The sequence below is a fragment of the Pseudomonas sp. UBA5568 genome (genome assembly GCF_002425525.1).
GTDB classification, from domain to species: domain Bacteria; phylum Pseudomonadota; class Gammaproteobacteria; order Pseudomonadales; family Pseudomonadaceae; genus Aquipseudomonas; species Aquipseudomonas fulva.
The window spans coordinates 79,794-91,474 of the sequence record NZ_DIMK01000053.1; the positions used below are offsets into that span (position 1 = coordinate 79,794).

At 62.2% G+C, this 11,681-nt stretch carries 14 protein-coding genes; 3 read left to right on the plus strand and 11 right to left on the minus strand.

Going from position 1 to position 11,681, the window contains the following annotated elements; translation table 11 throughout:
* Positions 1–128: 128 nt before the first annotated feature.
* From ccoP (B2S33_RS17270) to ccoN (B2S33_RS17305), 8 genes are all read right to left on the minus strand, one after another.
* Complete coding sequence (gene ccoP / locus B2S33_RS17270; protein WP_027916022.1) at positions 129–1,109, minus strand: cytochrome-c oxidase, cbb3-type subunit III; 981 nt, start codon at positions 1,107–1,109, stop codon at positions 129–131.
* Positions 1,106–1,303, minus strand: a complete 198-nt coding sequence (locus B2S33_RS17275) for a CcoQ/FixQ family Cbb3-type cytochrome c oxidase assembly chaperone (protein WP_023535942.1) — start codon at positions 1,301–1,303, stop codon at positions 1,106–1,108. The genes ccoP (B2S33_RS17270) and B2S33_RS17275 overlap by 4 nt, the downstream gene beginning before the upstream one ends.
* A gap of 5 nt (positions 1,304–1,308) precedes the next feature.
* Positions 1,309–1,917 (minus strand): cytochrome-c oxidase, cbb3-type subunit II, encoded by a 609-nt coding sequence (gene ccoO / locus B2S33_RS17280; protein ID WP_023535925.1) that lies wholly within the window; start codon positions 1,915–1,917, stop codon positions 1,309–1,311.
* Entirely contained in the window at positions 1,917–3,359 is a 1,443-nt protein-coding gene (gene ccoN / locus B2S33_RS17285; RefSeq protein ID WP_111475185.1) for a cytochrome-c oxidase, cbb3-type subunit I, read from the minus strand. The genes ccoO (B2S33_RS17280) and ccoN (B2S33_RS17285) overlap by 1 nt, the downstream gene beginning before the upstream one ends.
* 366 nt (positions 3,360–3,725) lie before the next feature.
* Positions 3,726–4,667 (minus strand): cytochrome-c oxidase, cbb3-type subunit III, encoded by a 942-nt coding sequence (gene ccoP / locus B2S33_RS17290; protein ID WP_110607435.1) that lies wholly within the window; start codon positions 4,665–4,667, stop codon positions 3,726–3,728.
* Complete coding sequence (locus B2S33_RS17295) at positions 4,664–4,867, minus strand: cbb3-type cytochrome oxidase subunit 3 (protein WP_027916025.1); 204 nt, start codon at positions 4,865–4,867, stop codon at positions 4,664–4,666. Before B2S33_RS17295 ends, ccoP (B2S33_RS17290) begins: the two co-directional genes overlap by 4 nt.
* A gap of 5 nt (positions 4,868–4,872) precedes the next feature.
* Positions 4,873–5,481, minus strand: a complete 609-nt coding sequence (ccoO, locus tag B2S33_RS17300; protein ID WP_023535920.1) for a cytochrome-c oxidase, cbb3-type subunit II — start codon at positions 5,479–5,481, stop codon at positions 4,873–4,875.
* 13 nt (positions 5,482–5,494) lie between these two features.
* Positions 5,495–6,919, minus strand: a complete 1,425-nt coding sequence (gene ccoN, locus B2S33_RS17305; RefSeq protein WP_027916026.1) for a cytochrome-c oxidase, cbb3-type subunit I — start codon at positions 6,917–6,919, stop codon at positions 5,495–5,497.
* Between the two features lie 49 nt (positions 6,920–6,968).
* On the opposite strand from ccoN (B2S33_RS17305), the gene B2S33_RS17310 reads away from it, so the two are divergent.
* A complete protein-coding gene (locus B2S33_RS17310; RefSeq protein WP_028687958.1) occupies positions 6,969–7,664 on the plus strand; it encodes an alpha/beta fold hydrolase in 696 nt (231 codons plus the stop codon).
* 71 nt (positions 7,665–7,735) lie between these two features.
* Here B2S33_RS17310 and B2S33_RS17315 read toward each other — a convergent pair whose 3' ends face one another.
* Entirely contained in the window at positions 7,736–8,020 is a 285-nt protein-coding gene (locus B2S33_RS17315; RefSeq protein WP_027916028.1) for a pyrimidine/purine nucleoside phosphorylase, read from the minus strand.
* 90 nt (positions 8,021–8,110) lie between these two features.
* Positions 8,111–8,656 carry an exonuclease domain-containing protein gene (locus B2S33_RS17320; RefSeq protein WP_023535887.1) on the minus strand — a complete coding sequence of 182 codons (546 nt, stop codon included), beginning with the start codon at positions 8,654–8,656 and terminating at the stop codon, positions 8,111–8,113.
* Positions 8,657–8,827: 171 nt separating this feature from the next.
* On the opposite strand from B2S33_RS17320, the gene B2S33_RS17325 reads away from it, so the two are divergent.
* Together B2S33_RS17325 and B2S33_RS17330 are read left to right on the plus strand one after the other, a co-directional pair.
* Entirely contained in the window at positions 8,828–9,628 is an 801-nt protein-coding gene (locus B2S33_RS17325) for a substrate-binding periplasmic protein (protein WP_027916029.1), read from the plus strand.
* A gap of 87 nt (positions 9,629–9,715) precedes the next feature.
* Positions 9,716–10,729, plus strand: a complete 1,014-nt coding sequence (locus tag B2S33_RS17330) for a GNAT family N-acetyltransferase (protein WP_088523300.1) — start codon at positions 9,716–9,718, stop codon at positions 10,727–10,729.
* A 154-nt stretch (positions 10,730–10,883) separates the two neighbouring features.
* Here B2S33_RS17330 and B2S33_RS17335 read toward each other — a convergent pair whose 3' ends face one another.
* Entirely contained in the window at positions 10,884–11,405 is a 522-nt protein-coding gene (locus B2S33_RS17335; RefSeq protein ID WP_027916031.1) for an RNA polymerase factor sigma-70, read from the minus strand.
* Positions 11,406–11,681 lie beyond the last annotated feature (276 nt).

The following is an 11,681-nucleotide window of genomic DNA, read 5'->3' on the forward strand; positions in this document are numbered from 1 at the left end:
AAACGTGATATGGGAAGTGTCAATTGATCCAGGTCAGCCGGTGACGCATTTGTTGCCCGCCTGTTGGAACAACCCGGTTGCTGGGCCTACGTCTGGCCTGGCTGCCAGCAGCCCACCCCCAAACTTCCTCACTCGGCTTTCTCGCCTGCCTCCGGCGAGTGCGAAAGGCTGTACACATAAGCAGCCAGCAAATGCACCCGGTCGTTGCCCTGCAACTGTGCCTGGGCCGGCATCTGCCCCTGGCGGCCGTAGCGGATGGTCTGCTGCAACTGTGCAAAGCTCGACCCATAGATGAACGCCTGGGGGTGCGTGAGATTCGGAGCGCCCATGGCCGGGGTGCCCTTACCCTCCGGCCCGTGGCAGGCCACGCAGCTGCTGGCGAAGATCACCTTGCCCTTGGCCGGATCAGCATTAATGCCCTCCGGCAGACGGCGACCGTCCAGGTTGGTGAGCACGAAGGCGGCCACATCGGCCACGCCCTGTTCGCCCAGCACCTCGGCCCACGCCGGCATGACCCCGTGGCGCCCGTTCATGATCGAGGCTTTTATGGTTTCCGGCTCGCCGCCCCAGCGCCAGTCGTTGTCGGTCAGGTTGGGGAAACCGTAGGCACCCTTGGCATCGGAACCGTGACATACCGAGCAGTTGGAGGCGAACAGGCGACCGCCCATCTTCAGCGCTTGTGGGTCCTTAGCCACCTCTTCGATGGGCATGGCCGCGAACTTGGCGAAGATCGGCCCGAACCGGGCGTCGGCCTTGGCCATTTCCTTCTCCCATTCGTGTACACCGCTCCAGCCGGCCTGGCCGTCCGAGAACTCGGCCTGCTTGTCGTTATCCAGGTAAGCGTAGCCGGGCAGGATGCCTTTCCAGTTGCCCAGGCCCGGGTACAGGGCCAGGTAGCCCAGGGCGAAGACAATGGTGCCGACGAACAGCCAGAACCACCACTTGGGCAGCGGGTTGTCGTACTCCTCGATACCGTCGAACGCGTGGCCGACGGTTTCGCTGGTGGTCTCCTCGCGTTGACCCTTGCGGGTAGACAGCAGCAGCCAGGTCAGGGCGAGGATGGTGCCCAGGGTCAGAACGGTGACGTACACACTCCAGAACGTTGTCATTGTTTTTTGCTCCCGGATGCCTTTTCTTGTGCGTGCTCGACGTGTTGGCGGGCCTGGGGGTCATCGGCAAAGGGGAGTTGGGTCGCTTCGTCGAAGTCTTTCTTGCGCCGCGGGCTGAACACCCACAGCGCCAGGCCGATGAAGGCCACCAGCACCACCACGGTGCCCAGGCCGCGAATCATTCCGATATCCATCGCCGTCACCGTTTGCTCTTGATGAGGGTGCCAAGGCCTTGCAGGTACGCCACCAGGGCGTCCATTTCGGTCTTGCCCTTGACCGCATCCCGAGCGCCGGCGATGTCGGCATCGGTGTAGGGCACCCCGAGGGTGCGCAGCACCTGGAGCTTACGGGCGGTGTCCTTGCCATCGAGGGTGTTTTCCACCAGCCATGGGTAGGCGGGCATCTTCGATTCCGGCACCACGTTGCGCGGGTTGTACAGGTGGGCGCGGTGCCAGTCATCGGAATAGCGCCCACCGACCCGGGCCAGGTCCGGGCCGGTGCGCTTCGAACCCCACAGGAACGGGTGGTCCCAGACGCTTTCGCCGGCGACCGAGTAATGGCCGTAGCGCTCGGTCTCTGCCCGGAATGGGCGGATCATCTGCGAATGACAACCCACGCACCCTTCGCGGATGTAGATGTCCCGGCCTTCAAGCTCCAGTGCGGTGCGCGGCTTCATGCCTTCGACCGGCTGATTGGTCACGTCCTGGAAGAACAACGGGACGATCTGGGTGAGCCCGCCAATGCTGACGGCGATCACCATGAAGAAGGCCAGCAGGCCGATGTTCTTCTCTACGGCTTCGTGCTTCATCAGTGCGCTCCCACGACAGCGATCTTGGCGGCTTCTTCAGCCTCTACCGGGTTGGCCGCGCGCACGGTGCGCAACACGTTATAGGCCATCAGCAACATGCCGCTGGCGAAGAACGCGCCGCCCAGCGCGCGAACGATGTAGCCCGGATGGCTGGCCTGCAGGGCTTCGACGAACGAGTAGGTAAGGGTGCCGTCGGCATTGATGGCGCGCCACATCAGGCCCTGGGTGATGCCGTTGACCCACATCGAGGCGATGTACAACACGGTGCCGATGGTCGCCAGCCAGAAGTGGGCATTGATCAGGCCAATGCTGTGCATCTGCTCACGCCCGTACAGGCGCGGGATCATGTGGTACACGGCGCCGATGGAGATCATCGCGACCCAGCCCAGGGCCCCGGCATGCACATGGCCGATGGTCCAGTCGGTGTAGTGCGACAGCGAGTTCACCGTCTTGATGGCCATCATCGGCCCTTCGAAGGTGGACATGCCGTAGAAGGCCAGCGACACCACCAGAAAGCGCAAGATCGGGTCGGTGCGCAGTTTGTGCCAGGCACCGGAGAGGGTCATCATGCCGTTGATCATGCCACCCCAGCTTGGGGCCAGCAGGATGATCGACATCACCATGCCCAGCGACTGCGCCCAGTCGGGGAGGGCGGTGTAGTGCAGGTGGTGCGGGCCGGCCCAGATGTACAGGGTGATCAGCGCCCAGAAATGCACGATGGACAGCCGGTACGAATAGATCGGCCGCTCGGCCTGCTTGGGCACGAAGTAGTACATCATGCCCAGGAAGCCCGTGGTCAGGAAGAAACCGACGGCGTTGTGGCCGTACCACCACTGGATCATGGCATCGGTCGCGCCCGAATAGGCCGAGTACGACTTGAACAGGCTGACCGGCAACGAAATGTGGTTGACGATGTGCAGCATCGCAGTGACCACGATGAAAGCCCCATAGAACCAGTTGCCGACATAGATGTGCTTGGTCTTGCGCTTGACGATGGTGCCGAAGAACACCGCGCCGTAGGCGACCCAGACAATGGTCAGCAGAATTGCCAACGGCCATTCCAGTTCGGCGTATTCCTTGGTAGTGGTGTAGCCCATGGGCAGCGTGACCAGGGCGCCGACGATCACGGCCTGCCAACCCCAGAAGGTGAAGGCCGCCAGGCGATCGGAGATCAGCCTGGCCTGGCAGGTGCGCTGCACCACGTAGTAGCTGGTGCCGAACAGTGCACAGCCGCCAAAAGCGAAGATCACCAGGTTGGTGTGCAGTGGGCGCAGGCGGCCGAAGCTGGTCCAGGGCAGGTCCAGGTTGAGCTCAGGCCACACGAGCTGCGAGGCGATGAAGACGCCCAGGCCCATGCCGATGATCCCCCAGACCACCGTCATGATGGCGAACTGGCGGACGACCTTGTAGTTATAAGCAGTCGAACTGATTGCAGTGCTCATTCTCAGGTTCCACGGTTTTATGTTCTTGTTGGTCGAAATCGGCATCAGTATCGGAAACCCCCTGGGTTACCGCAACGCAACTTTGGTACGCCGACCCGTGTCCAGCCCTGTTCGACAGTGGCACGCAGTGAACGGGGGATGCCATGGATTGTACACAAATAAATATTTGTAATGTGTACCGTTTCTCGGTTTTTTCTGATCGAACGGTCAGGCTTTTTCGGACGGTCAGAAAGTGGGCCTCAAGGCATGGCAAGAATGTGCATTGAGGGGGCGTGGGATGCGCAAGCGGCTGGGGTGCTGGACGCTCACAAATGAAAAGCGCCGCTAGAGCGGCGCTGTGGGGCGGGGAAGAAGACGAAGAGCGGGTTACTTGACCGTCACGCCTTGGGCTGCTTCGCCCTGGGAGAGGCTGTAGACGTAGGCCGCCAGCAAGTGCACTTTGTCATTGCCCTGGATCTCGGCCTGCGCGGGCATCTGGCCCTGGCGACCATAACGAATGGTCTGCTGCAACTGGGCGAAGCTCGATCCATAGATGAACGCCTGCGGATGGGTCAGGTCCGGCGCACCCATGGCAGGGGTGCCCTTGCCCTCAGGCCCGTGGCAGGCCACGCAGTTGCTCGCGAACAGCGCTTTGCCCTTGACCGGGTCGGCCTTGACGCCTTCGGGCAGCTTGCGCCCATCGAGGTTGGTCAGCACGAACGCCGCCACATCCGACACGCCCTGTTCACCGATCACCTCGGCCCAGGCCGGCATCACGCCGTGACGGCCGTTCATGATCGACGCCTTGATCGTTTCAGGCTCACCGCCCCAGCGCCAGTCGTGGTCGGTCAGGTTGGGAAAGCCGTAGGCGCCCTTGGCATCGGAACCATGGCAAACCGAGCAGTTGGAGGCAAACAGGCGGCTGCCCATCTTCAGTGCTTGCGGATCCTTGGCTACTTCTTCCACCGGCATGGCGGCGTACTTGGCGAAGATCGGGCCGAACTTGGCATCGGCCTTGTCCATCTCCTTCTGCCATTCATTGACACCGGTCCAGCCATCTTCGTAACCGGGCAGGATGCCTTTCCAGTTGCCGAGGCCCGGATACAGCACAAGGTAGCCAGCGCTGAAGACCAAGGTGCCGACGAACAACCAGAACCACCACTTGGGCAGCGGGTTGTCGTATTCCTCGATGCCATCGAAGCTGTGCCCCATGGTCTGGTCGGTCGTGCTGTTGCTCTGCCCTTTGCGGGTGCCGAGCAACAGCCAGGTCAGGCCGATCAGGCTGCCGATGGTCAGTACGCTGATGTAGGTACTCCAGAAGGCGGTCATTGTGCTTTGCTCCTCGCAGCTGCACGGGTTTCAGGTGCCTGCTCGACAGGAGGCAGGCGGTCGTCGACGAAGGGCAGCAGGCGCGCTTCGGCGAAGTCCTGGTCGCGGCGCCGGTTGAATACCCACAGGCTCAGGCCGATGAAGGCGATCAACACCACCAAGGTGCCCAGGCCGCGGATCATGCCGATGTCCATTTCCATCGCATTCACCTCTTGTTCTTGATCGAGGTGCCCAGCACCTGCAGGTAGGCGACCAGGGCGTCCATTTCGGTTTTGTTCTTCACCGCCTCGCGCGCGCCGGCAATGTCTTCGTCGGTGTAAGGCACGCCCAGGGTGCGCAGCACGCGCATCTTGGTGTCGGTGTGGCTGTTGTCGACCTGGTCGGCCACCAGCCACGGATACGACGGCATCTTCGACTCCGGCACCACGTTGCGCGGGTTATACAGGTGGGCGCGGTGCCAGTCGTCCGAGTAGCGCCCGCCGACTCGGGCCAGGTCTGGCCCGGTGCGCTTGGAGCCCCACAGGAACGGGTGGTCCCACACGCTTTCGCCGGCAACCGAATAATGGCCATAGCGCTCGGTTTCGGCGCGGAACGGGCGGATCATCTGCGAGTGGCAGCCTACGCAGCCTTCGCGGATGTAGATGTCACGGCCTTCGAGTTGCAGCGCGGTGTAGGGCTTCATGCCCTCGACCGGCGTATTGGTTACGTCCTGGAAGAACAACGGGACGATCTGGGTAAGGCCGCCGATGCTGACGGCGAAGACCATCAGCAAGGCCAGCAGGCCGACGTTTTTCTCGATGACTTCATGTTTCATCAGGCAGGTCTCCTCAAGCCAGCTGGGCGTTCGCAGGGACGGTATCCAGCGCTGGCGAACGTACGGTGCGCCAGGTGTTCCAGGCCATCAGGAACATGCCGCTGAGGAAGATCGCGCCACCGACGAAGCGCACGACGAAGCCTGGGTGGCTGGCCACCAGGGTTTCGACGAACGAGTAGGTGAGCGTGCCGTCGCTGTTGACTGCGCGCCACATCAGGCCCTGGGCGATACCGTTGACCCACATCGAGGCGATGTAGAGCACGGTGCCGATGGTGGCCAGCCAGAAATGCGCGTTGATCAGCCCGATGCTGTACATGCGCTCCTTGCCGAAGACCTTGGGGATGGTGTGGTACAGGGCGCCGATGGAGATCATCGCTACCCAGCCCAGGGCGCCGGCATGCACGTGGCCAATGGTCCAGTCGGTATAGTGGGACAAGGCGTTGACGGTCTTGATGGCCATCATCGGGCCTTCGAAGGTGGACATCCCGTAGAACGCCAGGGAGACCACCAAGAAGCGCAGGATGGGATCGCTGCGCAGTTTGTGCCAGGCGCCGGACAGGGTCATCATGCCGTTGATCATGCCACCCCAGCTCGGTGCCAGCAGCACCAGCGACATCACCATGCCCAGCGATTGGGCCCAGTCGGGCAGGGCGGTGTAGTGCAGGTGGTGAGGGCCTGCCCAGATGTACAAAGTGATCAGTGCCCAGAAGTGCACGATCGACAAGCGATAGGAATACACCGGGCGTTCGGCTTGTTTGGGCACGTAGTAGTACATCATGCCTAGGAAGCCTGCGGTCAGGAAGAAGCCCACGGCGTTATGGCCATACCACCACTGCACCATGGCATCGGTGGCCCCGGCGTAGACCGAGTAGGACTTGGTCAGGCTGACAGGCAGTTCCAGGTTGTTGACGATGTGCAGCATCGCCACGGTCAGGATGAAACCGCCGAAGAACCAGTTGCCCACATAGATGTGCTTGGTATTGCGTTTGATCAGAGTGCCGAAGAACACCACGGCATACGCCACCCACACGATGGTGATCAGGATGTCGATCGGCCATTCCAGTTCGGCGTATTCCTTGGAGCTGGTGTAACCCAGCGGCAGGCTGATGGCAGCCAGCAGAATCACCAGTTGCCAGCCCCAGAAGGTGAACGCGGCCAGTCGTGGCGCGAACAGGGTGGTCTGGCAGGTGCGTTGCACCGAATAATAGGAGGTGGCGAACAGCGCACATCCGCCAAATGCGAAAATCACCGCATTGGTATGCAGTGGGCGCAGGCGGCCGAAGCTGGTCCAGGGGAGATCGAGGTTCAGGAAAGGCCAGGCAAGCTGGGCGGCGATGAAGACGCCGAGCCCCATCCCGACGATTCCCCACACCACCGTCATGATGGCGAATTGGCGGACCACCTTGTAGTTATAGGCGGTACTGCTGGTTGTGTTCATGTATGGGTTCCCATCCACGGTTATTGGCAGGCTATAGAGCGAGGCAAGCATGAGTAATGGGCAAAATGCCTGCATTGACGGGGATCAATGGGCCAAGGTCGGAAATGTCCCAGGCTTGCGCTGCACACCTGAACACTGGGTGTACGGTGAGCCGTACCGGACCTGCCTGATCCTTGCCCATGGCGCCGGGGCGCCGATGGACAGCGAGTTCATGGAGCAGATGGCGCAAAGGCTTGCAGCACGTGGGGTAGCCGTGGTGCGCTTTGAGTTCCCGTACATGGCCCAGCGTCGGCAAGGCGGCAGCAGAAGGCCACCCAATCCGCAGCCGGCCTTGCTGCAATGCTGGCGCGAGGTGTACCAACACGTGCGACCTTTGGTCGCGGGTAAATTGGCGATTGGGGGCAAGTCGATGGGCGGGCGCATGGCCAGCCTGGTAGCGGACGAGTTGGGGGCCGATGCGCTGGTGTGCCTGGGCTATCCGTTCTATGCAGCAGGCAAGCCGGAAAAGCCACGGGTCGAACACCTGGCCGGGTTGCAGACTCCGACCTTGATCGTTCAGGGTGAGCGCGATGCCTTGGGCAATCGGGAGGCGGTTGGGCGGTATGCCTTGTCACCTGCAATCGAGGTGCAGTGGCTTGCGACGGGCGATCATGACCTAAAGCCCCTGAAGGCTTCCGGGTTCAGTCATGAACAGCACCTGCAGGCAGCGGCCGACAAGGTGGCGCGCTTTCTGGATAGGCAATGACGATGCGCGGTGGCAAACCCCGGGTTCATCAAGGGCATGCGGCCGAGTGAGGCACTCGGCCTGGGGCAGGCTTAGTCGCGGTACTCGCACAGGTAAGCCGTATCGACCTTGACTTGCAACTGGAACTTGCTGTCGGCCGGCACGTTGAACTGGGTGCCAGTCGCGAAGGTTTCCCAAGCATCGCTGCCTGGCAGCTTCACGGCCAGCTCGCCCGAGACCACGTGCATGATTTCACGCTTGGCCGTGCCGAACTCGTATTCACCAGGGGCCATCACACCGACGGTGGCCGGGCCTTCTTCGCCAGTGAAAGCGATCGACTTGACGGTGCCGTTGAAGTACTCGTTGACCTTGAACATGGGCGACTCCAGTAACAGAAGAGGGCAAAAAGGCTGGCCAGTATGCCCAAGGCCACCGGCGCCGTCATCCGCTTTGACAGGCGCCGCCCATCAACCGCTCGGCAGGCTCAACGGCAGCAGGCGCGCGGTGTTGCGCGCGTCTTCCAAGGCCCTGTGCTGTTGGCCGCAAAAGTGCATGCCGGCCATGTGCAGGGCACTGTTGAGCCCCGTCGGACGCTGCAGGTGGCGGGCCTTGGCAAAACGCTGCTTGAGGTTGATGTGCGGCAGTGCCCGCAGCGCGCTGTCCAGGCCGTGTTGCCGCCATTCCTGGAGCAATTGCACACGGTCGTAGTCGCCCCAGCTCACCCAGGCCTGCAACTGCGCCTGATGGTGCGCCAGCCACCGTTCGAAACTGGGCCACACCTCAGTGAAGGGGGCCGCCGAGTCCACGTTCGCCTGGCTGATGTGGGTCAGCTCGCGGCAGAATGGCGTCAACTGAGGCCGCCTGCGTGGCCGCACGAAGCGCTGGAAATGATCGACCTCGCGGCCTTGGCCAGTTACCAGGCTCGCGCCGATTTCAATCACTTCCATGTCTGCGACCGGCCATCCGCCGTCGTCTGTCGTCGCTTCCAGGTCGATCACCAACCAATGGCCCATATCAGGCTCCCTTCCAGGTCATGCTAGAGCGTAGCCAAAGTCCCGCCTCCCGACACCCCCTGGCATTTTGCCGCCTGCTTTGGCATAAAGGGCGCGACCCGGTGGTTGTGCCGGGTCCGGAAAGCGCCTAGCGTAAGCGGATCCCGTTCTGGCATGTGATGAGTGTTCGTTTTGACCCTAGCGCCCGGCCTCAAGGTCCTGTCCGCACTGTTTATTTCTGCCGCCTGTTGGTTGGCGCCGTCGGCACGGGCCGTCGAGCGGGTGGAAGTCAGGGTCGGGGCTGCTCACTTCCCGCCGTACACCGTGCGTCCCGAGCAAGGTGCGGGCACTGGCCTGCTGACGCAGTTGATCGACGCGCTGAACCTGTCGCAGCCCCGTTATCGCTTCGTGCTGGTGCCCACCTCGGTGCAACGACGCTTTGGCGATCTGCTGCAAGGCCGTACCGACATGGCGGTGTTCGAGAACCCGCAATGGGGTTGGGCGCACGTGCCGCACGAGGCGGTGGACATGGGCCTTGAAGACGCCGAAGTGTTCGTGGGGCGTACCAGCAGCCTGGCCGACCCGCACTATGTCGATGACCTGCAGGGCAAGCGCCTGGCCATGTTCAACGGCTACCACTATGCCTTCGCAGGGTTCAACCCCGACCCCACCTACCTGCGCAAGGCCTTCAACGCCACCTTGACCTATTCCCACGACAGCAACCTGCTCATGGTGCAGGCCGGTCGCGCCGACATCGCACTGGTGACCCGCTCGTACCTCACCGATTTTCTGGCCCGTAACCCCTCCAGCCAGGGCCGGCTGGCGGCATCGGGGCGTATCGATCAGGTCTACCATCACTATGCCGTGCTGCGCGCAGGTGGGCCGTTGTCAGCCACCGCGTTTGCCGGGTTGCTGCAGGCGCTGCGCGAGAAGGGCGAGCTGGCGCGCATCTTCGAACCCTACGGCATCACCGTCACTGCCGGGCGCCCGTAATCCCCCCTCAAGGGCAGCAGCTAAATCCGGGGGAGGTGGCATCGTCTTGCAGAGTGAGCCTTTCTTTCACGTCACCGAGTATCGCCCATGCCCTCAGATGCCGCTTTGCAGACACCCTACACACCACGCTGGCGCAGCCTGAGCGCCGAGCAGCGCGACGGTTTTCTGTGCCTGTCGCTCGAAGCTCGACCCTTGATCACCCTGCGGGTGCACACCCAAGGCACTCCAGTCGTGCAGGTGGAATGGGTCTGCTCGCAGCGACCCTACCAGGCGCTGTGGGCGGCGTGCTATTGGCTGTTGTCCCAGGACCTCACCTGCCAGACGTTGACTTGGCACCTGCATGAAGTGCCTGCCCAAGCGCTGGCCTCTGGCTTGCTGGTGAGCAGCGAGCACCCGGGGCAGTACCTGTGCCAGCGGGTATTGTTCTGGCAGTTGCCTCAGCCGTGGCTGGGTGATGTGCAGGCCGCGGTGTATCCGCAACAGATGCGCATCAGCGCGGGCAAACGACACCCGTTGCGAGCGCCCAAGCCGCGAGGCGAAGTGTACCGGCGCTTCGATGCGCGGCTGGGCAGCTGGGTATCGCTGCGCACCCTGGAAATCGAGCACGACCTTGAGCGCTTCAACCGCTGGCAGAACGAGCCGCGGGTAGAGGCGTTCTGGCAGGAAGGGGGTAGCCTGGCGCAGCACCGCGAGTACCTGGCCAAGCTAGAAGCGGACCCTCATACCCTCACGCTGATCGGTTGCTTCGATGATCAGCCGTTTGCCTACTTCGAAGCCTATTGGGCCAAGGAAGACCGCATCGCCCCGTTCTATCAGGCCGACGATTATGACCGTGGCATCCACATGCTGGTAGGCGAACAGCAACACCGCGGCCCCCACAAGGTCGCCAGCTGGCTCTGCGCGCTGGTGCACTACCTGTTCCTGGATGACCCGCGCACCCAGCGCGTTGTCGCCGAGCCACGTGCCGACAATGCGCGGATGATCGGCTACATGCAGGATCAATGCTTTCACTGCGACAAAGTGTTCGACTTCCCGCACAAGCGGGCTGCGCTGATGATTCTGGGGCGGGAGCGGTTTTTCGATCGGTGCACGCTGGTTTAAGGAGGGTATTGACGGAGGTTCGACAACTACCCGGTATCGCACTTCAAACCAGTGATTTTGCGGATGCGCACCGGCTGGGGAGGCGCGGCCTTGCCGGTCCGGCGCCCCGGCCAGCCCGCTCTACACGGGTCATCCTTCCCCCTTCGCGCCGTGCCTAGCGCGTCATCTTCCGGCAATGCACCATCGCATCGCGAATCATGAAGTTGACCAGGGTAGGGGAGACGCCCAGTTCCTTGGCGATGTCTTTCTGCGGCACACCATGCAGGCGGTACATTTCGAACGCATACCGCGTGCGTGGCGGCAGGTCGTTCAGTGCGCGGGCGATGTCGTCGAGGGCCGCAAGGTTGATGTGGGTAGCTTCGGGCGAGGCGTTCTGCAGGACGACGTTCAGCCCTTCTTCCTCGCTGCCGGAGTATTTCAACTCCATCGCCTGCTTGCGGTAGTGGTCGATGGCCAGGTTGCGCACGATCTGGAACAGGTAGCTCAGCTGCGCCTTGAACGAAGAGGTGATCTGCGGGGCGCTGCCGAGCCTGAAGAAGGCGTCCTGCACCACATCTTCGGCCCGCGAGCGGCAGCCGGTGATGCGGGCGGCAATCTTGAGCAAGATGCTGCGGTTTTCTACGAACGCTTGGAGCAATGGTGAATCGCACTTACTTGTGGACAGTTGTTCCGCCATGGAAATCACCTGGAAGCATAGGGTAAAGAGCGCGTTGATTTGTAGGACGCGTCCTGGGACGAGCGACAAGCTATTCAGAATGATAATGATTGTCAAATACGAAACGAAATTAGTATCTGTATCTTTCAGTTCTAAGTCGCGCCCGACTCGCGTGCGTACCCGCCGCATGGCGCCACGCATCACGCGGCGCCTGGTTAACGCGCCCGCCCGTCTTTTCTCCCACAGGCCCGCGCTTCGTTAATTTCTGCCCCCCGCCATCCGTTCCCCTCTGTACAT